The organism is Amycolatopsis sp. NPDC051716, from assembly GCF_040681595.1.
GTDB lineage: Bacteria > Actinomycetota > Actinomycetes > Mycobacteriales > Pseudonocardiaceae > Amycolatopsis.
This window is the reverse complement of sequence record NZ_JBFAZA010000006.1, coordinates 213,450-235,605: the sequence shown is the minus strand read 5'-3', so window position 1 is coordinate 235,605 and position 22,156 is coordinate 213,450. Positions and strand designations below refer to the sequence as shown.

Below are 22,156 nucleotides of genomic sequence, written 5' to 3'. Positions count from 1 at the left end.
CAGAAGCTAGCGGGCACCACCGACAAAAACCGGTCACCGGAACGCCGCCAGCCCCGTGACCGCCTGGCCGAGGGACAGCGCGTGCATCTCCTCGGTGCCTTCGTACGTCAGCACCGTCTCGAGGTTCGCCATGTGCCGCATCACCGGGTACTCCAGCGAAATCCCGTTGGCGCCGAGCATCGAACGCGCGGTGCGGGCCACGTCCAGCGCCGACCGGACGTTCGCCAGCTTCCCGAAACTGACGTGGTTGTGGTGCAGGGCGCCGGCGTCCTTGAGCCGCCCGATCTGCAGCGCCACCAGGCCGGCGCGGTTGACCTCGACGAGCAGGTCGGCGAGCTTGCGCTGGGTCAGCTGGAACCCGGCGAGCGGCTTCCCGAACTGCGACCGCGAGAGCGTGTAGTCCAACGCGGCTTCGTAGCACGCGCGCGCCGCGCCGACGACCCCGAACAGGATGCCGTAGCGGGCTTCGTTGAGGCAGGACAGCGGCCCGCGCAGCCCGCGGACCTCGGGAAACGCCGCCGATGCCGGCAGCCGGACGCCGTCGAGGACCAGTTCCGCCGTCAGGGACGCGCGCAGCGACAGCTTGTGCTTGACCTCGTTCGCGGTGAAGCCCGGCGTCGACGTCGGGACGACGAAGCCGCGGATGCCGTCGTCGGTCTGCGCCCAGACGACCGCGACGTCGGCGACGGTTCCGTTGGTGATCCACATCTTCGTGCCCGAGAGCACCCAGTCGGAGCCGTCGCGCACCGCGCGGGTCCGCATCGAACCGGGGTCGCTGCCCGCGTCCGGCTCGGTCAGGCCGAAGCAGCCCAGCGCCTCGCCGGTGGCCATCCGCGGCAGCCACTCCTGCCGCTGCTCTTCGCTGCCCCACTTGTGGATCCCGTACATCGCCAGCGAGCCCTGCACCGAGACGAAGCTGCGCAGGCCCGAGTCGACGGCCTCCAGCTCACGGCACGCGATGCCGTACGCGATGGCGCTCGTGCCGGCGCAGCCGTAGCCCTCCAGGTGCATGCCGAGCAGGCCGAGCGAGCCGAAGCCCTTCGCCAGCTCCGCCGCGGGCAGCGCGCCCGTTTCGTACCAGTCGGCGACGTGGTCCAGGAGGTGGTCCTTCGCGTACGCGCGGACGGCGTCGCGGATGGCGCGTTCCTCTTCGGCGAGCCCGGCGTCGAGGTCGAGAAAGTCGTGCGGGTCAGGGGTGCGACTCATGATGGGCTCCCGGGGACGCGTCGATGCGGCTCCCGCAGGAAACCACAGTCAGGCGTCTGTTCTCCGCGTGGCGTTCGTCACGCGGGCAGCAGACGTGCTCGGCGAGCACCGCGGGCGGGTCTGCTGGCGGGGGATCAGCAGCTCGCTGAACTGCGGAAACGGCACGCTCTCGATGTCGTCACGCCAGGCGTGCAGCATCTGGGACAGCAGATCGTCCTCGGCCATCTTCGCCTCCCTGGCGTCCGGTCGTGCCGGGCTGAGCGCACACGATCGGGTGAAGTGATACCCGGGGAGCGGGACGGTCAAACGGATTTCTTCAAGATCTTTCCGGCCGGCGCGCGCTCTGTGGCAGGATGACGTCGCCGCCGCCAAGGCCTCGACCACCAGGAGCGCACATGCGCGCACTGCGGACGGCAAGTCTGCTCGCCCTCACCACCGCCACCCTGCTCGCCGCCACCGGCGTCGCCACCGCGCACGGCACCCGCTGGCAGCAGATCGGCCACACCACCGCCGAGAACCGGATCAGCGGCGAGGGCCTCGCGACACTCCGGCTGCCCGGCCACGCCCCCGAGATCGTCTACCGCAACGGCGCCACCATCCCGCAGCCGCTCAAGGACGAGGGCTGGGGCCACGTCGGCGACCCCGATTCGCTGCGCGGGTACGTCTTCGACGTCTACCAGGACACCCGCACGCCGACGCCGGCCACGAAGATGTACCTGGTCACCAAGCCGGACGGGACGACGACGGAGTTCGTCCACCCGCTGCAGCCCGACGAGCCGGCCGCCAACGCGAACGCCCAGGTCGCGGCCACGCCCGACGGCCAGTGGCTCGTCTCCGGCCCGCTCGGGGAGGTCGACCGCCTCTTCGTCTCCCCGACGCCCTTCCTGAACCCGCGCGGCCCGAAGGTGGCCGGCGACCTCCCGGTCGCCGCCCGCATCCACCTCGACCACCACATCCGCAGTGCCCAGGGCTGTGACTTCGTCGGCGCGACGCGCTTGATCTGCGCGACCAGCGACCCGTACAACGACCTGTACCCGACGAACCTGCAGCTCCTGCAGATCGACCTCGCGCGTCCGCTGAACGGCCGCGACGTGCCCGCCCGGGTCCACGAGATCGGCCAGGTTCCGCTGGTCAGCACCTGCACGGGCACCTTCACGCCGGAAGGCGTCGACTACGACGACGGCGTGCTGCGCGTCGAGGTCGTGCCGCCGTCACCCTGCAACACGGTGACCGACGTCTATTCCTTCGAGCGCCGCTGAGGGCGACGGCTACGCTGGGTGGCGTGTCTCGTGTGGTGATCCTCGACTACGGTTCCGGCAACCTCCGCTCCGCCGAACGCGCTGTGGCGCGCGCCGGGGCCGATGTCGAGGTCACCGCCGACCCGCATGCCGCCGTCGAAGCCGACGGCCTGGTCGTCCCCGGCGTCGGTGCCTACTCCGCCTGCATGGCGGGGCTGCTGGACGTGCAGGGGCACCGGATCATCGGGAAGCGGCTGGCCGGTGGGCGGCCGGTGCTCGGCATCTGCGTCGGCATGCAGATCCTGTTCTCCCGCGGCGTCGAGCACGGCGAGGAGACCGAAGGCACCGGGGAGTGGCCCGGGGTCGTCGACCGGCTGCACGCCGACGTCCTGCCGCACATGGGGTGGAACACCGTGCGCGCGCCCGCGGACTCGCAGCTCTTCGCCGGTCTCGACCCCGAGGAGCGGTTCTACTTCGTGCACTCCTACGCCGCGCGCAAGTGGGAGCTCGACGGCCTGGCCGGGCAGGAACCGAAGGTCACCTGGGCCCACCACGGCGAGGACTTCGTCGCCGCGGTCGAAAACGGGCCGCTGTGGGCCACCCAGTTCCACCCGGAAAAGTCCGGTGACGCCGGGGCGCAGCTGCTGCGCAACTGGCTGGCGACCCTCTGACCGGGTGATCCGGGTCTCCGCCCTAGAGTGAGCCGCGTGACTTTCACGCTCCTTCCCGCCGTTGATGTGGCCGATGGCCAGGCCGTGCGACTCGTCCAGGGCGAGGCCGGCACCGAGACCTCCTATGGCAGCCCGCTGGAGGCTGCGCTGGCCTGGCAGCGCGACGGCGCCGAGTGGATCCACCTGGTCGACCTCGACGCCGCCTTCGGCAAGGGCAGCAACCGCGAGCTGCTCGCCGAGGTCGTCGGCCGGCTCGACGTGCAGGTCGAGCTCTCCGGCGGCATCCGCGACGACGCGTCCCTGAAGGCCGCCCTGGACACCGGGGCCCGGCGGGTCAACCTCGGCACCGCCGCGCTCGAGGACCCGGAGTGGACCAGCCGGGTCATCGGCGAGTACGGCGACCGCGTCGCGATCGGTCTCGACGTGCGGATCACCGAGGCCGGCCACCGGCTTTCCGCCCGCGGCTGGACCTCCGACGGCGGCGACCTGTGGGACGTCCTGGAGCGCCTCGACCGCGACGGCGCGTCCCGTTACGTCGTCACCGACGTCAGCAAGGACGGCACGCTGCGCGGCCCGAACCTCGAGCTCCTGCGTGACGTCGTCGCCCGCACGGACGCGCCGGTGATCGCTTCCGGTGGGGTGTCGAGCGTGGCCGACCTCGTCGCGTTGGCGGGCTTGGCGTCCGATGGGGTCGAGGGGTCCATCGTGGGCAAGGCGCTCTATGCCGGCGCGTTCACGCTGCCGGAGGCCCTTGCCGCGGTCGCGAAGCTCTAGCCGAGGAGCGACACCGCGGTCCGGCGCGGCAGCAGCCCGGCGGCCGCGGTGAACACGGCGTTCGGCCGCCCGGACACGACCGTGGGTCCTTCGCGGCGGCGTACCGCGCGGAGGGCCCGCGCCGCGACGTCTTCCGGTGTCTGCACGAGAAACGACGGAACGCCGTCCGCGTCCTGCGATTCGGTCGTGGTCACGCCCGGGCACAGCGCCAGCACGTGCACGCCGCGGGCTTTCTGCTCGTGCCACAGGCTTTCCGAGAACGACGTCACGAACGCCTTGCTGGCGCTGTAGACGCCGAGGCCCGGTTTGGGCGTGAACCCCAGCGTCGAGGAAACGTTCACCAGTGCGGCACCCGGCCGCGCCCGGGCGAGGAAGGCGTGGGCCAGCGTCACCACCGCGCGGCAGTTGAGGTCCATGACGGCGAGGGAGTCTTCGAGCGAGGTTTCCGCGAAGCCGCCGTGGACCGCGAGGCCCGCGTTGTTCACCAGCAGCGTGTAGGGCCCGGTCAACCGCTCGGCGGTGACCCGCAGGCCCTCGGGGGTGGCGAGGTCCGCGGCCAGGTGGTCGTGGCCCGGTCCGAGGTCCGCCATGAGGCCGGCGAGCCGGTCTTCGCGGCGGGCCACGGCCGTCACCGCGTAGCCCGCCTCGGCCAGCGCCGTGGCGAGCGCCCGGCCGATGCCCGCGCTCGCCCCCGTCACCAGCGCCTTCACCGCTTCGGCTTCGTTTCCGGCGCGAACGCGAACGAGACGCGTTCCATCAGCGGCTTCCGCTGCGTGTTGTGGAACGCCGCGACGAGCCACCGGCCGCCGTCGCGGACCAGCGTGTACGTCTGGACCTTGGACAGCTTCTTCGGCGCGTCGCCCTTGTAGGTGTCGCCGCTGGTGCTCACGACCGCGACGTCCGCGCCGAGGAACTGCACGTCGAGGACCTCGTGCGCGAGCTTGGTGCCCTTGAGGAACTTTTCGAAGAGGACGCGGTGGCTGCCGGCGATGTCGTCGCGGCCGGAATACCGCGTGCCGACGAAAGTCACGTACGTCGCTTCTTCGGTGAAGTGCGCGCCGTAGGCGTCGGCGTCGCCCCGGCCCCACGCGTCGGCGAGCGAGTCGAGCACGGCGGTGACGGCTGTCCGGTCGGTGGTCATCATGGTGGTCTCCTATACTTAGCTTCACATGTGCAGTATCTGCACGCATGCAGATATTAACCACGAGGAGGAACCGGTGGCAAGCGAGCGGCACGTGGTTTTCCGGCGGTACCTGGACGCGGTGGGCCTGCACGGCCTGGCCGGCGCGGAGGCGGCCGGGCTGCACGCCACCGAGTGGTACGCGCTCAGCCTCCTGGACCTGGAAGGCTCGCTGACCTCGGGTGAGCTGTCCGCGCGCACCGGCCTCACCACCGGCGCGACGACCCGGCTGATCGACCGGCTGGAGCGGGCCGGCTACGTCCGCCGCGCGGCCGACCCGGCCGACCGGCGCAAGGTGGTGGTCGAGCCGGTGCCGGACGCGCTCGCCGCCGTCGAGGCGATTGTCGGGCCGGCGCGCGGGCGGATCGCCGAGGTCATCGGCCGGTACTCGCCGGAGCAGCAGGAGGTGCTGTTCGACTACTTCGCCCGGGCGGCGCCGGCGTACCGCGAAGCGTCGGAAGAGATCCGGGCGGCGACGCGGGAGCGGCAGGCCGGACGGTAACCCGGCCGAAACTCCGGATGTAGTACTTTGCGCGAAGTGGTGCTGACCGGAGTGAGGTGCACGTCATGGTGCGACGCAACCCCCAGCGGCGCGCGGCGCTGCTCGACGCCGCGATCGAGGTCCTCGCCGGCGAAGGCGCGCGCGGGCTCACTTTCCGCGCCGTCGACCAGCAGGCCGGCGTCCCGGTCGGCACGGCCTCCAACTACTTCTCCAGCCGCGGCGAAATCCTCAAGCACGCGGGGGAGCGGGTCTACGAGCGGCTGGTGGACGACGCGGTGCTCGCGGGCGGCCTCGAGGGGCCGCGCGACCGGGCCCGCGTCGCCGAGCTGATGCACGACCTCGTCGACCGCGTGGCCGCGTTCCCGACGGGGTTCCTGGCCTTACTGGAACTGCGGCTCGAAGCCGCGCGCCGGCCGGAACTGCGGGAGGTGCTGACCCGGCGCATCCGCGCGGACGTCGACTTCAACGTCGAATACCACGAGAAGGCCGGCCTGCCCGGCGACGGCACGACGGTGGTCCTGCTGTGGCTGGCCTTGAACTGGCTGATCATGGAACGGCTGACGCTGCCGGACCTGTTCACCGACGAGCAGCGCCACGATCTCGTCACGGCGCTGGTGGACCGCCTGCTGGCCGGGCAGCCCTTACCTCCGGGGTAATCGACGCCATGCCGGCGAGCGGCCAGGATTCCTTCCAGGACAAGGACAACCGGAAGGACCGTCATGACCGCCTACGGACTCGCCCACCTGCGCCCGCCCGCCGTGCTGCCGGAAGAGGTTTTCCAGTACCTGGAGCGGATCCAGGCGACGCTCGACCCGTACGGCGGCAAGTTCCTCGTGCACGGCGCCCCGGTGCAGGTCGTCGAAGGCGATTGGCCCGGCGGCCTCGTGCTCATCGAGTTCCCGAGCCTCGCCGTGGCCCGCGAGTGGTACGGCTCGCCCGCTTACCGCGAGATCCTCTCCCTGCGCGCGGACCACATCCCGGGTGACCTGATCCTGGTCGAGGGCTGCGGGCCGGACCACGACTCGGCCGCGCTGGCGGCGGCCTTGCGCGCCGCCGCTTGAGGCCGAAAAGCGGCTGACAGCCGGGGCTGGGAGTCGTAGGTTGCCGCGGGTGGAGGAGATCATCACGCAGCTCGAAATGACCGCCGCCGATCAGCTCAACGCCGCTCCGCCCGTCGAGGGCGTGGCGCTGCGGACCACCCGGCCGGGGCCGCTGATCCGCGACCTGCACGTCCGGATCGGGACGCCCCACCGGTGGCCGAGCGCGTCCCGCGGCGCCGAAGAATGGGATCGCTGGCTCGCCGCGCCGCGCCGGGAATACCGGCTCATCGAGTACTGCGGTGAGGTCGCCGGCGCCGCGGATTTCGAGCCGCAGCCCGGGAACGACGTCGAGATCACCACGTTCGGCCTGGTGCCGGAGTTCGTCGGCAAAGGACTCGGCGGGTTCGCGCTCACCCTGGTCGTCGCCGACGCGTGGGAGTCGCCCGGGACGCGGCGCGTCTGGCTGCACACCTCGACCCTCGATCACCCGAACGCGTTGCCGAACTACCTGCGGCGTGGTTTTCGCAGCTTCAGCCGTCCACTTTGACCGCGATGCCGACGGTCCGGTCCTCGCGGGCGATGGCCCGCCGGACCTGTTCGGTCCCGGCGGCGTCGAGCAGCCGGGGTCTGGCCGGAGGCCTCGCGCCGTGGCGTTGCGCGGGACGCGGCGTGTCTGGCTGCACACCTCGACCCTCGATCACCCGAACGCGTTGCCGAACTACCTGCGGCGGGGTTTCCGCAGCTTCAGCCGTCCACTTTGACCGCGATGCCGACGGTCCGGTCCTGCGGGCCGCGCAGCTTCGAGAAGAACATCGTGACGCGCCCGACGATGCCGTACTTGCGGGCGATCGCCCGCCGGACCTGTTCGGTCCCGGCGGTGTCCAGCAGCCGGGCCTGGCCGGAGACCTTCGCGCCGTGCGTCTTCCGCCCGCGGACGTCGCAGGCCTGGACCTCGACCCGGCCGTCGTTGCGGATGCGCTTGACCTTGCCGGCCGCGCGCTCCGACCACAGCACCAGTTCGCCGTCGCGGCCGGCCACCCAGATCGGGGTCGGCACGGCCCGCCCGTCGCGCCGGAAAGTGGTCAGGACGACGTAGCGCTCGGCGGCGAGGCGGTCGGTCTCGGAGGTCATGGGCCCACCGTAGCCGGGTGGCGGACGGCGATGCCGGGATAGCGGGTGATCAGGCCCGTGTCGTCGTATTCGAGGACGCAGGCGAAGCCGAACGCGGGCGCCGCGTAGCCGTACCGCCCCGGCGCCAGGTGCTCGTAGGTCTGCTCGAGCCGGTCGACGCCGAGATCGGCCGCGCGGACGTAGGCGGCCGGCGCCTCGGCCCGGCCGCCCACCGGCAGGGCGAGCCGGTGCACCGGGAAGGTGTTCGTCATCGCGGACGCCTCGAGGTCGAGGTCGAGGCAGCCGTCCAGGTGCGGCGCGGGCCGCCCGTCGAGCCGCCAGTGCCCGCGGCCGTCGGCTTCGATCTCCAGATCCCGCGCACCGAGGCCGGTGATCCGCGCCGACCGCAGCGTCCACTGTGGACCCACGACGAGGGAGTAGCGCACCGCCCACGCGACGCCGTCCTCCACGGCGGTCGTGGCGCCTTCGACGAGCCAGCCGCCTTCGTGGCGCCGGAACCGGGCCACTTCGAAGCCGGTGCGGGCGTCTTCGTGGCGCCAGGCGGCGCTGCCGGGGAAGGTCATGGCCCACCGTAACCGGTGTGAAAAATGCCTAGGCTTTTCGGCCGCGAAATCCCACACGCCTGGCCCACGCGTTTCAACACTCCCACCTGCAACGCTTTCGGGGCTGCATTCCCGCACTCTGGAGGGCATCGATGGCGGTCGGACAGCAAATACCGGTTCATCCACAAGCAGGGTTCTTCGGCGCCGGGCCCTATCCCGCGCGCCGGGCCGTCATCGCGCTCACCGCCGTCGTGGCGGGGTTCGTGCTGACCGCCATCTGGTCGGCGCCCTTCGTCGACTCCGTGATCGGCGACAGTGTCGCGAACGGACTCCTCGGCTACGACGCGAAGGCCACCCCGATCAGCAGCGTCCTCGCCGGGACGCTCTTCGCGTTCGTCTCCGGCCTGGCGGGGTCGTTCACCGCCTGCAACATCGCCGCCTTCGGCGCGGTCGCGCCGCTGGTCGGTGACCAGGCGGGGGAGAAGCGCAGCGCGCTCAAGCCGCTCGGCTGGATCGCCGCCGGCATGCTCACCGTTTCGGTCGTCTACGGGGTGATCGTCGCGCTCGTCGGCACGCGGATGCCGCAGTTCGACACCGCGAAGACCACCGGCCTCTCCCCGCGCAGCGTGCAGTCCATGATCGCCTTCGGCGTCGTCGGCCTGGTCTTCCTGCTGATGGGCCTGATCGCCCTCGGCATCCTCCGCAACCCCTTCGAGGGCTTCACCCGCCGCCACCCCGCGGCGCCGCTGGTGCTGATGGGCGCGCTCATCGGCGGATTCCTCATCGGACGGCCGTACCCGCTCTTCCGGGTCATGTTCCGCAGCGCCGCGGAGCAGCACAACGTCCTCTACGGCGCCGCCGCGTTCGCCCTCCAGTCGCTCGGCAACATCGTCGTCATGGCGGTGCTGTTCCTGATCCTCACGCGGGCCACGGGCGGGCGCGTGCAGCGCTGGCTGGCCGCGAAACCGGCGCGGATCGCGACCGTGACCGGCGTGGCCCTGCTCGTCGGCGGCACGTTCACGCTGCTCTACTGGGACGTCCGCGTGCTGGGCAGGCTCGGGATCATCTGGTTCCCGATGATCAACTGGTAGGCCGCCCGAGCCAGCGGTAGTCGGGTGCCGGGTCGGGCTGGACGCCGTTCGCGACGGCGATCAGCTCGGCCTCCGGCAGCGCCCCGGAAACCGTCAGCCAGCGCCCCGACGGCAGCCGGACCGCGACCAGCGCGTCCCGCCCGTTCTGCGGCGCCGCGAAGAGGCCCTCGCCGCCGCGGACGGTCACCGGCGCGGCTCCGGTCAGCCGGGGGGCGCCCGCGCCGGCGGTGACCCGCACCACGGGGATGGCCGGCCGGGCCGGGTCGGCCGCGGTCAGCGCGGTGTGCGCGTCGCCGGGGCCGGTTCCCGTCACCGCGGCCGACCGTTCGGCCAGCCCCGCCGGCAGCGGGCCGAACCGCAGCTCGCCGTGGACGTCGACCGGTTCGGCGGTGACGGAGTCGGCGATCCGCTTGGCGACCGTGCGGGCGTCCGGGATCCCGGTGACCGAGGCGACCAGCACGTGCTGGTCGTCGGCCAGCCAGGTGACCCGGGCGTCGCTGCCGGAACCGGTGTCCATCGCGACCCGGCCGCGCACCAGGACCTGGTCCTTGAGCGACGCGATCTTCAGCGCTGCCTGCGACCACTCGGGGTCGGCGGTGGAGTACGTCAGCAGCGTCACCGCGGCCTGGCCGGCCAGCCACCGCCGGACCCCCGGGGTGGTCCCCGGGCCACCTTCGCGGTGCTGCTCGGTGAGGCCCGCCGGCAGCCACCCCGGCCCGTAGGTGAGCACCGGGCGGCCCGCGGCCGGCACCGGGGCCGGGGGCGTGGTCAGCAGCTGCGTGCCCATCATGATGCCGACGACCAGCACGACCACGGCGGCGGCGACGAGGGCCAGCCGGGACGCCGGCGGCCGGTTCCGGCCGGCGCGCGCGAGCGCCTCGTGCACCGCCGCCGCGTCCGGGGCGCGGGCGGCGAGGCGGTCCAGGCTGTCCCGGATCAGCGTCTCGGTTTCGTGCTCGCTGCGGGTCATTCGGGGACTCCGGTGGTGACGACGGTGTGGGTCAACCCGGCTTGGCGCAGGGTGGCGAGGGCCCGCGAGATCTGGCTGCGCACGGTGGAGGTGCCGCACCGCAGGAACGCGGCGATCTCGGTGTCGGAGTAGTTCTCGTAGTAGCGCAGAACCACGGCCGCGCGCTGCTTGCGGGGCAGCGTGGCAAGCAGGCCGAGCATGGCGTCCCGCTCGTCGTAGGCGGCCGACGGGTCCGGTTCGGGCGGGCCGAGCGCGTCGAGGACGTCGTGGCTGCTCGACACCATCCGCCGCACCGCCCGCCGTCGCCACGACAGGTACTCGTTGGTGATCATCCGCCGCACGTAGGTCGGCGGCGCGGTGATGTGGTCCCACCGTTGCTGGGCGCGCAGGAGCACGTCCTGGACGACGTCCTGCGCCAGGTGCGGGTCGTTCGTCAGGACGGTGGCGTAGCGGAGCAGCCCGTCGAGCCGCTCCGCCACGAACTCTTCGAAGGTCACACGCGTCCTTTCGGTCACCACTGTGGACGCGCGAGGGGGCCCGGCCGCTGCGTGGCGGGCGGAAGTTTTTATCGCGGGATGACGTCCTCGAGCCGGACGAAGGCGAAGCCCGTGGTCGGCAGGTCACCCACCGAAGGGCGGCGCTCGCCGTCGTGGACCACCAGGAGGCCGTGCGGGAAGCGGCGGCCGAGGTACGCCGTGCTGATCGCCGAGCCGTCGGAGTGCTCGACCGAGTCCGTGCCGCGGCCCGCGACGATCCGCAGGTCACGGACGTGCTTGCCGTAGACGACGAACCGCGAGTCGCCCTGGCTGGAGGCGAACAGCGTGCCGTCCGCCAGCGCGAGGCCCTCCGCGTCGGCGGTCAGCCACCGGCCGCCGTAGCCGGGGTTGGGCCCGTCCGGGACGCACTCTTCGGTGGCCGCGTCCCACCGCGAAGGGACGCCGAAGGAGCGCACGCGGTCGATCAGCTCGGGCCGCCCGAAGCCGGCCGGCGTCAGCGGGATCCGCCAGATCCCGACGTCCTCCTGGGCGGTGTAGAGGACGCGCCCGTCGAGCACCGAGCCCTCCAGTTGCGGCCCCTCTCCGGGTTCCTCGCACGGCGACCAGGCCGAACCGTCCGGGAGGCGGAAGGTCGACGGCAGATCCACGGTGGCGACCGGCGCGGTGCCGACGGTGCCGTCCGGCCGGTCGACGAGCCGCAGGAGCGCCACCCGCGTCTCGTGCCGCCGGGTCACCGCCACCCACCGGACGCCGGTGCGCGGGTCCCGGCCCGCGGCCAGGCCGTAGGCGGTCCGCTGCTCGTCCACTTCGGACTCCGACGCGGAGAACACCGGCGCGGCGGCCGGGTCGGTGACATCGCGCAGCACGTGCGACCCGGCGGCCGAGCCCGCGGGGTCGATCCGGTAGACGCGGACGCGGTCCCGCCCCCGGTCGCTGACGACGGCCAGGTCCCCGACGACGTCGACGTTGTTGAACCGGCCGCCCGGCCCGGCCGGGACCAGCTGCAGCGTCCGCCCGCCCAGGTCGAACGCGGCGAGGCCGCCCTTCTTGAGGGTGCCGAGGACGACGCTGCGTTCGGGGTCGCGGGGGTGCACCCGGATCGCGGGGTCGTCGGCGTCGGCGTTGGCGGGGGAGCCGCCGGCGTCGTCGACGAAGGCCTGCGTCTGGAGGACGGGCGCCGGCTCGCGGGGCGCGGCCGAAGCGGGGACGGCGGTCAGCAGGGAGACGGCGGCGACGGCCACCGGAAGGAGTCTGCGCACGCGCGGAAACTAGACGAATCGGGTGGCCGGAGCGTGAACGGCGGATGCCGGATCGCCGCGCCGGCCGTGCCATTGACTGAGGTCCGGAGCCCCTTGACTACGCTGGTGGGCATGTCTGTCGCGGTGCGGGTGATCCCCTGTCTCGACGTCGACGCGGGCCGGGTGGTGAAGGGGGTCAACTTCGCCGGCCTCCGTGACGCCGGTGACCCTGTCGAGCTGGCCCGGCGCTATGACGCCGAAGGCGCCGACGAGCTCACCTTCCTCGACGTCACGGCCTCCTCCGGGGACCGCGAGACCACCTACGACGTCGTCCGCCGGACCGCCGAGCAGGTCTTCATCCCGCTCACCGTCGGGGGCGGCGTGCGCAGCAACGACGACGTCAACCGGCTGCTGCGGACCGGCGCCGACAAGGTCAGCATCAACACCGCCGCGATCGCCCGCCCCGAGTTCCTCAGCGAGGCGTCGAGGCGGTTCGGCGCCCAGTGCATCGTGCTGTCCGTCGACGCCCGGCGCGTGCCCGAGGGCGGTGAGCCGACCTCTTCCGGCTTCGAGGTGACCACCCACGGCGGCCGCCGCGGGACCGGGATCGACGCCGTCGAGTGGGCCGCCCGCGGTGAGGAACTCGGCGTCGGCGAGATCCTGCTGAACTCCATGGACGCCGACGGCACCAAGAACGGCTTCGACCTGGAGCTGATCGAACTCGTGCGCAAGGCCGTGCGCGTCCCCGTCATCGCCAGCGGGGGAGCGGGGGCCGTCGAGCACTTCCTGCCCGCCGTGCGGACCGGGGCCGACGCCGTGCTCGCCGCCAGCGTGTTCCACTTCGGACAGCTGAAGATCGGGGACGTCAAGGACGCCCTGCGCGAAGGCGGGGTCGAGGTCCGGTGAAGGCCTGGCAGGCACCCGCCGAGGTGAAGGTCACCGCCGCCCTGCTGATCGGGCTGCCCGTCGCGTGGGCGCTGCTCGACCTGATCCCGGTCATCAGTGCCGGGTCGAGCCTGGCCATCTACCGGATGCCCGCGCTCGCCCTGATCCTCGGCGGCGTCGTCACCACCGGGCTCGTCCTCAAGCACGGCAGCGCACGCATCGGCGGCCTGGTCGTGGCGGTGGTGTTCGCGCTGCTGCACGCGTTCCTGCTGCTCGGCGCCGAGCTGTGGTTCAACAAGCTGTTCTCCGGCCTTTCCTTCGCGGGCTACGGCTACGCGTTCGTCCTGCTGAACTCGATGCCGCTCAAGCGGCACATCCTGGGAGCCAACGCATGACCCTCGACGCGGCCGTCTCGGCGCGCCTCAAGCGCAACGCCGACGGGCTGATCGCCGCGGTCGTCGTCGAGCACGCCACTTCGGACGTGCTGATGATGGCCTGGATGAACGACGACGCCCTCGCCGCCACCCTCGCCACCCGCCGCGGCACGTACTGGTCGCGCAGCCGGCGGAAGCTGTGGGTCAAGGGCGAGACGTCCGGCCACTACCAGCACGTTCGCGAAGTGCGGATCGACTGCGACGGCGATACTGTCCTGCTGCGCGTCGACCAGACCGGCCCCGCCTGTCACACCGGCACGCACACCTGCTTCGACACCGAGGAACGCCTCCTCCTGGCCGATGAGAAAGAGCTCGCGTGACCATCGTCGCCGACATCCTGGTCGGGCTCGTCGCCCTGATCCACCTCTACATCGTCGTCCTGGAGATGTTCCTCTGGACGTCGCCGCGCGCCCGCGCGGGCTTCGGCACGACGAAGGAGTTCGCGGAGGAGACCAAGACGCTCGCCGCGAACCAGGGCCTGTACAACGGTTTCCTGGCGCTCGCGCTGGTGTGGGGCCTCATCGCGAGCGACCCGACCGGGTTCCAGCTCAAGCTGTACGGCATCGTCTGCGTGATCATCGCGGGCCTGTACGGCGCGGCGACGGCCAGCAAGCGGATCCTGTTCGTCCAGGTGGTCCCGGGCGCGCTGGCGCTCATCGCCCTGCTGCTCGCGCGGTAGGCACCCCCTGGCCGGGGACTGGCTGCCGCCGCCGGAGCGCGCCGAGCCGCACTGGGCGGTCTGGGGTTCGGCGACGCTGCAGTCGAGGTTCGCGCGGTGGGTGTTCGCCACCGTCGCGGGCGTGCTGATCGCCGCGGCCTGCTTGTTCGCCGGTCTCGTGGTGCCCGCGGTGGGCGCCGCGGTCCTCACCGGGGTCCCCGGATGCTGGAGTTTCGCGTGTCACCGGCGGACGGTCGCCGCCCGCCGGACGGGCTGGCGCACCGCGACGATCACCCTCATCGGCATGGGGGCCACGACGAGCATGCGGGGCACCATGGCCGTGCGGTTTCCGGACGGCAGCCGCATCGACCTCCGGCCGGGGGAGACCAACGCCGCGGTGCGGGCGCTTTCGGAGTTGCCGGACCTGCCCGCGCTCATCGCCGGGGACGGGCCCGCCGGGCTGACGGTGCTCATCCCGCCCAAGCCGCCCCTGCGCGAGAAGCCGGTGCTGTTCGGAGCCCGCGCCGAGACCTACCGGTGGCTGCCGGAATCCTGAGCCAGCCGGTCGAGCACGGAACGCCACGCCCGGGCGGAGACGGTCAGCTGACCGGCCCGGCGGGCCTTCGTGTCCCGCACGCCCACGACGGGCCCGAGCGCCACCTCGACACAGTTGTCGTTGGCACCGCTGTACGACGACTTCCGCCAAACGGTCGAGCTCACCCTTGCCTCCGCTCACCGGGTGGCCTCCCGAAGTAGAGCCTGGGAAGCCTCTTCGCTCAGAGCTACCTTGCGAAGCAGCTTAGCAAGTTGCTGGTGTCCGGAGATCTGTGTGTCCTCGTGGAGGAAGGCGGTGGAGCAGGCGTGTTCGACCGAAGCGATCGGTGGCGGACCGGGGAACTCGTAGATATCGAAGGGGCCGATCAGGCCGGGGTGGTAGCCGATTCCGGCAGGCACGATCCGCAGGCTGATGTTCGAGCGCGCGGACATCGCCACCAGATGATCGATCTGATCGGACATGATTCCGGAATCGCCCACGTTCTCCTGTAGCGAAGATTCGCCGAGCAATGCGGTGAACCGGATCGGGTCACGGCGGGTGAGAATCTTCTGCCGTGCGAGCCTCACTCGCAGCCGCTTGTCGGCCTGCTCGATCGTCACCGCGGAATTTTCCATGATCGACCGGATGTAGTCCGGGGTCTGGAGCAGCCCGGGAACGATCAACGGCGACCAGGTGGTGATGGCTGTCGCGGTCCTTTCCAGGTCCAGCCTCGTGGTGAGTGCGAAGGGCAGGTCGGTGTTGCTCGACGCCAGCCAATTGGGCTCGCGGGCGTGCCGGGCGAGCGTCCGGATCCGGTCGCGTTGCTCGCCGTGGATGCCCAGCAGGGCGAGGATCGCCGACACGTCCTCCACACTCGGCAGGCGATGTCCCTTCTCCCACGCCGACAACAGCTGAGGGAGGATTCCCAGCTCGTCGGCGAGAACGCGCAGACCGACTTTGCGTGCTTCGCGTTCTTCGCGCAGTGAAGCGGCGAGAGTTCTCGCGGCGGGCCCCGAAGACGTTGGCTTCATGAGCCGATAATACGAATCCCGTCGATTCCCCGAATGTGCGAATGGTGTCCACGAAATGCGAGGAATCGCCATTCCTTCCGGCATTCGGGTGACGACAGGTGGCCGTGGGGCCTGCTCCCTTGCACGCTCGGCGCGGCCGTCCGGTTGCCTCGCCGCCCTGTGCCGTTTCTCGCAGCATCGGCGCTGCTCGAGGCTTCTAAGCTCGGTTGATGGACCCCTTCGGCGGTTTCGTCAAGCGGCGGTGGGTGTGGTTCGCCCTCCCGGTGGCCGTGGTGACCGTCTTCGCCTTTTCCCCGGATGGCGTGGCGGCTTTCGGGGTGGTTGCCGAGGTCGCCGTCCTGGTCGCGGTGGGGGCCGGCTGCGCGGTCTGGCGCCTGCGGGTGTCGGCCCGGAACCGCGCCGCCGCGCGGGAAAACGGCTTCGCGGGTTGGTTGCCGCCGCCGACCGGCCACGACCACGACCGCCGGATCGACTTCGCCGCCGAAACCGGGCGGCTGCGCCGGGTGGCGCTTCGCGCGGCGGCGTTCGTCCTCGCCTGGCTGGCGCTGGCCGGGGCCGGGGCCGCGGATCTGGTCCTGCTCGGCAAGGCCGCCGACGACCTCCTCGCGACCGGCGCCCGGACCACCGGCGAAGTGGTTTCCGTGCGGACCTACAGCCGGGACGGCGGGATGACGTTCGAGGTGCGCTACGGTGCCCGGACCGCGGAGATCGTCCGCGACTCGAAGGACTCCTACGTCGTCGGCGAGCGGGTCACCGTGGTCTTCGACCCCGCCGATCCGGACCGCGTGCGGACCACGAAAGAGGAGAACGAGAGCGGGTTCCTCGTCAACCTCGGCTACGTCCTGCTCGTGGCCGGCTCGCTCGGCACGCTGTTCGCCGCGGTGGCCGCGGTGGGCTGGTGGGGCCGGGCCCGCGCGGTCGCGGTCACCGGGTGGCGGAACGCGACGGTGGACATCGTGCGCGTCTTCGCCCGCAGCAGCCGCTCGCTGAAGCGGCCCCCGCCGGAGATCCACGTCCGCTACCGCGAGGGCACCGGCATCGTGCTGAAGGCGATGTCGTCGACGCACGGGGCCAACGCGCTGGCGGACTTCACCGACCGGCTCGCGTGGGTGGGCGGCTGGGGACGGCACATGGTCGTCCTCTTCCCGAACGGCCCGAGCCGCCCCGGTCCGTACGCCGTTCCCGCTTACGCGTTGAACCTGCGCGCCGAGGGCGGGGGCCGCCGGTGACCGGCGAGCGGCGGCGGACCGGGTGGTGCGTCGTGACGGTGGCCGCGACGCTCGTCTTCCTGTTCTTCGGCGCGGGCACGGCGTACTCACTGCTGACCCCGGACTACGACTTCGCGGACGGCGAACTCCTCGCCGAGGCCGGCATCCTGACCGGCTCCCTGGCCCTGGCCGCGTTCGGCGTCCACCGCCTGCACGCCCCGGACCGCCGGCTGCTCGCCGCGGTGCCGGACTTCGGCGCCTGGCTGCCCTCGCGGGACGGCACCCACGGTGAGGGCCGGGTCGACCTCGGCGCGCAGACCGCGCGCCTGCGCCGGACCGCCCTCCGGGCCGCGGGGATCGCCGCCGCCTGGGCCGCGCTGTTCGCGGCCGGCCTCGCCGGGGTGATCGCCGCCGACCGCGCCGCCGCGGACCTCCTGGCCACGGGCGTACGCGGGGAAGGCACGGTGCTCGACGTCTTCGACCCGGGCCGGGGCTCGCCGTCGATCCGGGTGCGCTACCCCGCGCCGGAGGTGTCCCGGATCGAGGACATCGCCGTCGGCTCCGGGCACGAGTACCACGTCGGCGAGCCGGTGACCGTCGTCTACGACCCCGCCGACCCGGGGCACGTCCGCACCACCGCCGAGGCGAACGGAAACCCGGTCCTGGTGGGGTTCGGCGTCGTGTTCCTCGTGACCGGCTTCGTCGCGCTGCCGGTGGCGGCGACGGCGGCGCTGGGCTGGTGGCGCCGGGCCCGCGCGGTCGCGGCCACCGGCTGGCGGATCGCGACGGTGACCGCCGTGCCGCCCGGCGGGCGCCGAGCGGACATCGAGGTCCGCTACCGCGACGGCAGCGGCATCGTGCTGCGCTGCGCGCCGTCGCTGCACGACCCCGGCAACCCGGTCCGCCGCCGGGCGTGGATCGGCGGCTGGGGACGGCAGCTGGTCGTCCTCTTCCCGCCCGGGCCGCACCAGCCCGGCCCGCGCCACTTCCCGGTGATCGCGGCCGGGCCGCGGGTTCAGCCGATCTCGCCGGTCAGGTAGCGCTGCAGGTTCGGCGCGATCGCCCGCACCAGGACCTCGACGTCCTCGGTGGCGAGCGGCTCGAACTTCGCCACGTACCGGACCATGCCCAGGCCCACCATCTGGGAGGCGCAGAGGTTCATCCGCAGCGGGGTGCGGTCCGCGCCCATCGAGGTGATCAGCGCGCTGAAGAACCGCTGGAAGAAGTCGCGCAGCACGTGCCCGGCCTGCTCGTGGCCGGTGACGCTGCGGATGAGCGCCACGAACTGGCCGCCGCCCGCGCTGTCCCAGCGGGTGATGAAGGTGCGGACGATCCGCTCGCCCAGCTCGTCGTCGGGGCCGTGGCGCAGGATCTTCTGCAGCTCCAGGGGGTCGAACGGCAACTCGAGGACCGCCTGGGCGAACAGGCCCTCCTTGCTGCCGAACCAGTGGTTGACCATCGCCGCGTCGACGCCGGCGCGGGTGGCGATCGCACGCACGGTCGCCCCGTCGTAGCCGTTTTCGGCGAACACCGACCGCGCGGCTTCGATCAGCGCCGTCCGGGTGTCCTGGCCGGCGGGCCGCCGGCCGCGGCGGCGGGCCGTAGTCTCGCTGTTGTCCGTGGTGCTCACGGCTCCATCATGGCCCATGCGCCCGCTGAATTCAACAATCATTGAATTTCGGGTTACCGCCTGAACCGGCAGCGTCTTGCCAAGCTTGGAACACGGGATCGTCTTCGAGCGACCGTCCAGACCTGGGCCGGGCAATCTCCTCGGCTTCGGTCCAGCGGATGATCCTGGGCCGGTCCCCGGTGGCCACGAACTCGCCGATCGCGGCATAGACGTACTCGACGGGGACTTCCTGATCCGTGCTGCTGCCTTCGGGCTGGCCGCCCCGCCAATACTCCACCGAGGGCCCGTCGGCCAAGGTGCCTTCCGGAACGAACTCCGTCTGCCCGCCGGTTGCGAACCAGTTGAGAGTTCCCCGGTTTCCGCGGATGCCGACGACAAGGAGCGGGCCGCCGTCCGCGAGGCCGTGGCTCCACAGCTCCCAGCGGACCCCGTGGGGTTCGCCGGTTTCGGGATTCACGTGGCTGCCGGACCGGAGGAGGCCGACGACGTCGGCCATTTCTCGCAGCTGAGCCAGGGTGACCGCGTTGTCCCGGCGGATCACCTCGAGGTCGGCTGTACTGATGGTCACGAGCGACGCCTCCCGAACGTTCTTTGGTAAGGGCGATTGTTCTGGTATGAGCCGTACACCGTCAAACGCATCGAGCTGTCCGGCGGGAAGAGCCGCATGAGCACTTTGGCGCACACATTCGGATGCCACCGAAACTGCTCGGTTCCGCACGGCGTGTTGTTGATGACGATCTCCACTTCGGCATTGATAGCCGAACGGTGCATCAGGGCCGCCACCTTGATTTCGGCGTGCCACCGGAGAAACTGGGCTTCCTGGACGGTGCAGCCGTGTCGGCGTAGCAGCTGGTACGCCTCCTTGACCACGGGGTCGTCAACCGAACCACCGGATTCCACAGCTGGGAGTTTTCGGCCGTTCAGCCGCGGGATCGCGACTGTCCTGCCTCTCACCTCCGCCTGGTGGTCGACTCGAGGGGGTAACTCACCGGCCAGCTCCGCGGCGGCGACCGGGTAGCGATCGCCGTGCTTGTTCGTGAAGTTCGAGGGAGGGTTACTAGGCGGCTCCTCGGCGCGCGCTCCGCTACATGTCTAACCGCCGCGCACGATGTTGCCGGCGGTGTCCTTGAGGGCTTGGCGGGCCTCGGCGAGCTTCAAGGTGAGTTCCGTGGTGAGATGCTCACGGATAGCCTGGAGCCGCTCGACCACCTCCTCGTGTCCAGTACCGGACACGATGCCTTGGCAGAGGGCGATGGTCGCGTCGAATTTCTCGGTCAGTGCCGCGGCAACATCCTGCGGGATCTGCTCCGCGGCGGCGTCGAGCCGCCCGGCGAGTTCTTTGAGTTCACTTGACACAGCGTTCCCCCTCATCATGAACCGCATGTTGACCGTCAGTGTCCGGGGCGGCACCGACAGTTCGGCTCCTGGCGATCCGCAGTGGCCGAGCCCCCGACATCCCAGGCACACCCGGGCCGGGCCGGGGCGGCACAATGAGGTCCATGGTCAGCGCATCCGCCGGTTCGGCCGGTCCCGGCACGGTCAGCCCGTCCCGCGAGGACTTCCGCGTCCTCGCCGAGAGCCGCCGCGTGATCCCGGTCGTGCGCCGGGTCCTCGCCGACGGCGAGACGCCGATCGGGGTGTACCGCAAGCTCGCCGCCGACCGGCCCGGCACCTTCCTCTTCGAGTCCGCCGAGAACGGCGCGTCCTGGACCCGCTGGTCGTTCATCGGGGTCCGCAGCCCGGCCGCGCTCACCGTCCGCGGCGGCGAAGCGGTCTGGACCGGCACCCCGCCGGTCGGCCTGCCGTCCGAAGGCAACCCCCTGGAAGTCCTGCGCGAGACCATCGACGCCCTGCACACCGAGCCGCTGCCCGGCCTGCCCCCGCTGACCGGCGGCATGGTCGGCTACATCGGCTACGACGCCGTGCGCTGGCTGGAAAAGCTGCCGGAACTGGCCGAACGCGACCTCGACATCCCCGAGCTGACCATGCTCCTGGCCACCGACCTGGCCGCGTTCGACCACCACGAGGGCACGGTCACGCTCATCGCGAACGCCGTCAACTGGGACGACTCGCCCGAGCGCGTGGACGCGGCCTACGACGACGCCGTCGCCCGGCTGAGCGCGATGACCGAGCAGCTGCAGGTGGCCGCGCCCGCCACCATCGCCGCGTTCGACCGACCCGCGCCGGAATTCACCCGGAAGCGTTCGAAGGCGGACTTCCACGCGGCGGTGGAGAAGGCCGTCGAGGCGATCAAGGCCGGCGAAGCGTTCCAGATCGTGCCGTCGCAACGGTTCGAGATCCCCACTACCGCCGACGCGATCGACATCTACCGCGTGCTCCGGACGTCCAACCCGAGCCCGTACATGTACCTGCTGCGGCTGGAGGGCTTCGACATCGTCGGCTCCAGCCCCGAATCCCTGGTCACCGTGCGGGACGGCCGCGCGACCACGCACCCCATCGCGGGCACCCGCTGGCGGGGCGCCGACCCCGAGGAAGACGCACAGCTGGCCAAGGACCTCCTGGCCGACGACAAGGAGCGCGCCGAGCACCTCATGCTCGTCGACCTCGGCCGCAACGACCTGGGCAAGGTCTGCAAGCCGGGCACCGTGCGCGTCGTCGACTTCTTCCAGATCGAGCGCTACAGCCACGTGATGCACATCGTGTCCACCGTCACCGGTGAGCTGGCCGAGGGCAAGACGGCCTTCGACGCGGTCACCGCGTGCTTCCCGGCCGGGACGCTGTCCGGCGCGCCCAAGGTCCGCGCGATGGAGCTGATCGAGGAGCTCGAACCGGTCCGCCGCGCGCTGTACGGCGGCGTCGTCGGCTACCTCGACTTCGCCGGCGACGCCGACACGGCCATCGCGATCCGCACGGCCCTGGTGAAGGACGGCATCGCGCACGTCCAGGCCGGCGGCGGGGTGGTCGCCGACTCGGTGCCGGACTACGAGGACACCGAATCGCTGAACAAGGCCAGGACCGTGCTCTCGGCGGTGGCCGCCGCGCAGACGATGGTGGCGGCGGGTGCGCTCGACCCGGCCGCGGACGCCGCTCATGTCTGACACGCCGGACGCGCCGGGCGCCGCCTCTCCGGTTGCCGACGCGGCCGCTCCGGCGGCGACGGCGTCGAGACGTCCACTGTGGATGATCGTGGTCGCGCTCCTGCTGGGCGCGCTCGCGCTGTGGGGTGCGTCACGGCTGACCTGGTTCGCCGAGTTCCGCGACGGCGGGGTCCGCGGCACGGTGCTCCACCGCGAAACCGGCGAGCAGCAGGCGACCGCGCTGGTGCCGCTGGCCCTGCTCGCGCTGGCCGGCGTGGCCGGGGTCGTGGCCACCGGCGGCTGGGCGCGGCGCGTCCTCGGTGTCGTGCTGGCGCTCGCCGGGGCCGCGGCGATCTGGAGCGGCGTCGCCGGGGTCCGGTTCGGCGGCTACGCGGACGGCCTGCCGGTGACCGAGATGCTGCTCGGCCGCGGCCTGGCCGTGCTCGGGGGAATTCTCGTCGCCGCCGGCGGGTTGGTCGCCGTCAAGGGCGCCGGCCGGGCCGCGCGCCTCGGTACGAAGTACGCGGCCCCGGCCACCCGGAAAAAGGTCCGTGACCCCGACGCCGAGCTGTGGGAAGCCCTGTCCGAAGGGGAAGATCCCACGGACGTCCGGGGCAGGCATTCGGAGTAACGCACGCACCCGGAACCGAGCGCTCC

At 71.8% G+C, this 22,156-nt stretch carries 33 protein-coding genes and 1 pseudogene; 18 read left to right on the top strand and 16 right to left on the bottom strand.

Annotated features, from left to right (window positions below; all coding sequences use genetic code 11):
- Window positions 1-33: 33 nt before the first annotated feature.
- Both AB0M30_RS10615 and AB0M30_RS10610 read right to left on the bottom strand, forming a co-directional pair.
- A complete protein-coding gene (locus tag AB0M30_RS10615; protein WP_364582385.1) occupies window positions 34-1,206 on the bottom strand; it encodes an acyl-CoA dehydrogenase family protein in 1,173 nt (390 codons plus the stop codon).
- 48 nt (window positions 1,207-1,254) lie between these two features.
- Entirely contained in the window at window positions 1,255-1,431 is a 177-nt protein-coding gene (locus AB0M30_RS10610) for a hypothetical protein (RefSeq protein ID WP_364582382.1), read from the bottom strand.
- 170 nt (window positions 1,432-1,601) lie between these two features.
- Here AB0M30_RS10610 and AB0M30_RS10605 point away from each other — a divergent pair, with 170 nt between their 5' ends.
- Genes AB0M30_RS10605 through priA form a run of 3 tightly spaced genes read left to right on the top strand, consistent with a single transcriptional unit; the run spans window position 1,602 to window position 3,889 of the window.
- Window positions 1,602-2,465 carry a hypothetical protein gene (locus AB0M30_RS10605; RefSeq protein WP_364582379.1) on the top strand — a complete coding sequence of 288 codons (864 nt, stop codon included), beginning with the start codon at window positions 1,602-1,604 and terminating at the stop codon, window positions 2,463-2,465.
- 32 nt (window positions 2,466-2,497) lie between these two features.
- Entirely contained in the window at window positions 2,498-3,115 is a 618-nt protein-coding gene (gene hisH, locus AB0M30_RS10600) for an imidazole glycerol phosphate synthase subunit HisH (RefSeq protein ID WP_364582642.1), read from the top strand.
- Window positions 3,116-3,151: 36 nt separating this feature from the next.
- Window positions 3,152-3,889 carry a bifunctional 1-(5-phosphoribosyl)-5-((5-phosphoribosylamino)methylideneamino)imidazole-4-carboxamide isomerase/phosphoribosylanthranilate isomerase PriA gene (gene priA / locus AB0M30_RS10595; RefSeq protein WP_364582377.1) on the top strand — a complete coding sequence of 246 codons (738 nt, stop codon included), beginning with the start codon at window positions 3,152-3,154 and terminating at the stop codon, window positions 3,887-3,889.
- Here the strand turns inward: priA and AB0M30_RS10590 are convergent.
- Both AB0M30_RS10590 and AB0M30_RS10585 read right to left on the bottom strand, forming a co-directional pair.
- Window positions 3,886-4,599, bottom strand: a complete 714-nt coding sequence (locus AB0M30_RS10590; RefSeq protein WP_364582374.1) for an SDR family NAD(P)-dependent oxidoreductase — start codon at window positions 4,597-4,599, stop codon at window positions 3,886-3,888. The two genes, priA and AB0M30_RS10590, sit on opposite strands and share 4 nt — an antisense overlap.
- Window positions 4,596-5,033 carry an SgcJ/EcaC family oxidoreductase gene (locus tag AB0M30_RS10585; protein WP_364582371.1) on the bottom strand — a complete coding sequence of 146 codons (438 nt, stop codon included), beginning with the start codon at window positions 5,031-5,033 and terminating at the stop codon, window positions 4,596-4,598. Before AB0M30_RS10585 ends, AB0M30_RS10590 begins: the two co-directional genes overlap by 4 nt.
- Window positions 5,034-5,106: 73 nt before the next feature.
- Between AB0M30_RS10585 and AB0M30_RS10580 the strand changes: the two genes are divergently transcribed.
- The 4 genes from AB0M30_RS10580 to AB0M30_RS10565 all read left to right on the top strand — a co-directional run bounded on the left by AB0M30_RS10580 (window position 5,107) and on the right by AB0M30_RS10565 (window position 7,158).
- A complete protein-coding gene (locus AB0M30_RS10580; RefSeq protein WP_364582368.1) occupies window positions 5,107-5,571 on the top strand; it encodes a MarR family transcriptional regulator in 465 nt (154 codons plus the stop codon).
- A gap of 65 nt (window positions 5,572-5,636) precedes the next feature.
- Window positions 5,637-6,227, top strand: coding sequence for a TetR family transcriptional regulator (locus AB0M30_RS10575; RefSeq protein ID WP_364582365.1), 591 nt, complete (start codon window positions 5,637-5,639; stop codon window positions 6,225-6,227).
- 63 nt (window positions 6,228-6,290) lie between these two features.
- Window positions 6,291-6,632 carry a DUF1330 domain-containing protein gene (locus AB0M30_RS10570; RefSeq protein WP_364582363.1) on the top strand — a complete coding sequence of 114 codons (342 nt, stop codon included), beginning with the start codon at window positions 6,291-6,293 and terminating at the stop codon, window positions 6,630-6,632.
- Window positions 6,633-6,681: 49 nt separating this feature from the next.
- Window positions 6,682-7,158 (top strand): GNAT family N-acetyltransferase, encoded by a 477-nt coding sequence (locus AB0M30_RS10565; protein WP_364582360.1) that lies wholly within the window; start codon window positions 6,682-6,684, stop codon window positions 7,156-7,158.
- Here AB0M30_RS10565 and AB0M30_RS10560 read toward each other — a convergent pair.
- Entirely contained in the window at window positions 7,142-7,294 is a 153-nt protein-coding gene (locus tag AB0M30_RS10560) for a hypothetical protein (protein ID WP_364582652.1), read from the bottom strand. The two genes, AB0M30_RS10565 and AB0M30_RS10560, sit on opposite strands and share 17 nt — an antisense overlap.
- Between AB0M30_RS10560 and AB0M30_RS10555 the strand changes: the two are divergent.
- Window positions 7,262-7,372, top strand: a pseudogene (locus tag AB0M30_RS10555) (GNAT family N-acetyltransferase); the annotation flags it as partial. The gene AB0M30_RS10560 and the pseudogene AB0M30_RS10555 overlap by 33 nt on opposite strands.
- Here the strand turns inward: AB0M30_RS10555 and AB0M30_RS10550 are convergent.
- Entirely contained in the window at window positions 7,356-7,742 is a 387-nt protein-coding gene (locus AB0M30_RS10550) for a PPOX class F420-dependent oxidoreductase (protein ID WP_364582357.1), read from the bottom strand. The pseudogene AB0M30_RS10555 and the gene AB0M30_RS10550 sit on opposite strands and share 17 nt — an antisense overlap.
- A complete protein-coding gene (locus AB0M30_RS10545; protein ID WP_364582354.1) occupies window positions 7,739-8,305 on the bottom strand; it encodes a putative glycolipid-binding domain-containing protein in 567 nt (188 codons plus the stop codon). Before AB0M30_RS10545 ends, AB0M30_RS10550 begins: the two co-directional genes overlap by 4 nt.
- A 131-nt stretch (window positions 8,306-8,436) precedes the next feature.
- On the opposite strand from AB0M30_RS10545, the gene AB0M30_RS10540 reads away from it, so the two are divergent.
- Window positions 8,437-9,375 carry a hypothetical protein gene (locus AB0M30_RS10540; protein ID WP_364582351.1) on the top strand — a complete coding sequence of 313 codons (939 nt, stop codon included), beginning with the start codon at window positions 8,437-8,439 and terminating at the stop codon, window positions 9,373-9,375.
- Here AB0M30_RS10540 and AB0M30_RS10535 read toward each other — a convergent pair.
- The 3 genes from AB0M30_RS10535 to AB0M30_RS10525 form a co-directional block, all read right to left on the bottom strand.
- Window positions 9,365-10,345, bottom strand: coding sequence for a hypothetical protein (locus tag AB0M30_RS10535; protein ID WP_364582349.1), 981 nt, complete (start codon window positions 10,343-10,345; stop codon window positions 9,365-9,367). The genes AB0M30_RS10540 and AB0M30_RS10535 overlap by 11 nt on opposite strands.
- Window positions 10,342-10,842: a SigE family RNA polymerase sigma factor gene (locus tag AB0M30_RS10530; protein ID WP_364582347.1), complete on the bottom strand. Its 501-nt coding sequence runs from the start codon at window positions 10,840-10,842 to the stop codon at window positions 10,342-10,344. The genes AB0M30_RS10535 and AB0M30_RS10530 overlap by 4 nt, the downstream gene beginning before the upstream one ends.
- A gap of 68 nt (window positions 10,843-10,910) precedes the next feature.
- Entirely contained in the window at window positions 10,911-12,083 is a 1,173-nt protein-coding gene (locus AB0M30_RS10525) for a phytase (RefSeq protein ID WP_364582640.1), read from the bottom strand.
- 129 nt (window positions 12,084-12,212) lie between these two features.
- On the opposite strand from AB0M30_RS10525, the gene hisF reads away from it, so the two are divergent.
- From hisF to AB0M30_RS10500, 5 genes are all read left to right on the top strand, one after another.
- Window positions 12,213-12,986, top strand: a complete 774-nt coding sequence (hisF, locus tag AB0M30_RS10520) for an imidazole glycerol phosphate synthase subunit HisF (RefSeq protein WP_364582345.1) — start codon at window positions 12,213-12,215, stop codon at window positions 12,984-12,986.
- Window positions 12,983-13,360, top strand: a complete 378-nt coding sequence (locus AB0M30_RS10515) for a hypothetical protein (RefSeq protein ID WP_103339787.1) — start codon at window positions 12,983-12,985, stop codon at window positions 13,358-13,360. The genes hisF and AB0M30_RS10515 overlap by 4 nt, the downstream gene beginning before the upstream one ends.
- On the top strand, window positions 13,357-13,719 hold the full coding sequence (gene hisI / locus AB0M30_RS10510; RefSeq protein WP_013224158.1) for a phosphoribosyl-AMP cyclohydrolase: 363 nt from the start codon (window positions 13,357-13,359) through the stop codon (window positions 13,717-13,719). Before AB0M30_RS10515 ends, hisI begins: the two co-directional genes overlap by 4 nt.
- Window positions 13,716-14,078: a DUF1304 domain-containing protein gene (locus tag AB0M30_RS10505; protein ID WP_364582341.1), complete on the top strand. Its 363-nt coding sequence runs from the start codon at window positions 13,716-13,718 to the stop codon at window positions 14,076-14,078. The genes hisI and AB0M30_RS10505 overlap by 4 nt, the downstream gene beginning before the upstream one ends.
- Before the next feature lie 100 nt (window positions 14,079-14,178).
- Entirely contained in the window at window positions 14,179-14,613 is a 435-nt protein-coding gene (locus AB0M30_RS10500) for a hypothetical protein (RefSeq protein ID WP_364582339.1), read from the top strand.
- Here AB0M30_RS10500 and AB0M30_RS10495 read toward each other — a convergent pair.
- Complete coding sequence (locus AB0M30_RS10495) at window positions 14,589-14,777, bottom strand: DUF397 domain-containing protein (protein WP_364582336.1); 189 nt, start codon at window positions 14,775-14,777, stop codon at window positions 14,589-14,591. The genes AB0M30_RS10500 and AB0M30_RS10495 overlap by 25 nt on opposite strands.
- 12 nt (window positions 14,778-14,789) lie before the next feature.
- Window positions 14,790-15,623 (bottom strand): helix-turn-helix transcriptional regulator, encoded by an 834-nt coding sequence (locus AB0M30_RS10490; RefSeq protein WP_364582333.1) that lies wholly within the window; start codon window positions 15,621-15,623, stop codon window positions 14,790-14,792.
- Between the two features lie 209 nt (window positions 15,624-15,832).
- Between AB0M30_RS10490 and AB0M30_RS10485 the strand changes: the two genes are divergently transcribed.
- Together AB0M30_RS10485 and AB0M30_RS10480 are read left to right on the top strand one after the other, a co-directional pair.
- Window positions 15,833-16,852, top strand: a complete 1,020-nt coding sequence (locus tag AB0M30_RS10485) for a DUF3592 domain-containing protein (protein ID WP_364582330.1) — start codon at window positions 15,833-15,835, stop codon at window positions 16,850-16,852.
- Window positions 16,849-17,871 (top strand): DUF3592 domain-containing protein, encoded by a 1,023-nt coding sequence (locus tag AB0M30_RS10480; protein WP_364582327.1) that lies wholly within the window; start codon window positions 16,849-16,851, stop codon window positions 17,869-17,871. The genes AB0M30_RS10485 and AB0M30_RS10480 overlap by 4 nt, the downstream gene beginning before the upstream one ends.
- Here the strand turns inward: AB0M30_RS10480 and AB0M30_RS10475 are convergent.
- The 4 genes from AB0M30_RS10475 to AB0M30_RS10460 all read right to left on the bottom strand — a co-directional run bounded on the left by AB0M30_RS10475 (window position 17,847) and on the right by AB0M30_RS10460 (window position 19,817).
- The gene (locus AB0M30_RS10475; protein WP_364582324.1) at window positions 17,847-18,479 is read right to left on the bottom strand and encodes a TetR family transcriptional regulator; all 633 of its coding nucleotides are present in this window, start codon (window positions 18,477-18,479) and stop codon (window positions 17,847-17,849) included. The genes AB0M30_RS10480 and AB0M30_RS10475 overlap by 25 nt on opposite strands.
- Window positions 18,480-18,492: 13 nt before the next feature.
- Window positions 18,493-19,029, bottom strand: coding sequence for an Imm1 family immunity protein (locus AB0M30_RS10470; RefSeq protein ID WP_364582321.1), 537 nt, complete (start codon window positions 19,027-19,029; stop codon window positions 18,493-18,495).
- Window positions 19,026-19,415 (bottom strand): DddA-like double-stranded DNA deaminase toxin, encoded by a 390-nt coding sequence (locus tag AB0M30_RS10465; protein ID WP_364582318.1) that lies wholly within the window; start codon window positions 19,413-19,415, stop codon window positions 19,026-19,028. Before AB0M30_RS10465 ends, AB0M30_RS10470 begins: the two co-directional genes overlap by 4 nt.
- A 138-nt stretch (window positions 19,416-19,553) precedes the next feature.
- Complete coding sequence (locus AB0M30_RS10460) at window positions 19,554-19,817, bottom strand: hypothetical protein (RefSeq protein ID WP_364582315.1); 264 nt, start codon at window positions 19,815-19,817, stop codon at window positions 19,554-19,556.
- 143 nt (window positions 19,818-19,960) lie between these two features.
- On the opposite strand from AB0M30_RS10460, the gene AB0M30_RS10455 reads away from it, so the two are divergent.
- Together AB0M30_RS10455 and AB0M30_RS10450 are read left to right on the top strand one after the other, a co-directional pair.
- A complete protein-coding gene (locus AB0M30_RS10455) occupies window positions 19,961-21,520 on the top strand; it encodes an anthranilate synthase component I (protein ID WP_364582313.1) in 1,560 nt (519 codons plus the stop codon).
- 82 nt (window positions 21,521-21,602) lie between these two features.
- A complete protein-coding gene (locus tag AB0M30_RS10450; RefSeq protein ID WP_360182997.1) occupies window positions 21,603-22,130 on the top strand; it encodes a Trp biosynthesis-associated membrane protein in 528 nt (175 codons plus the stop codon).
- The last annotated feature ends 26 nt before the right edge of the window (window positions 22,131-22,156 follow it).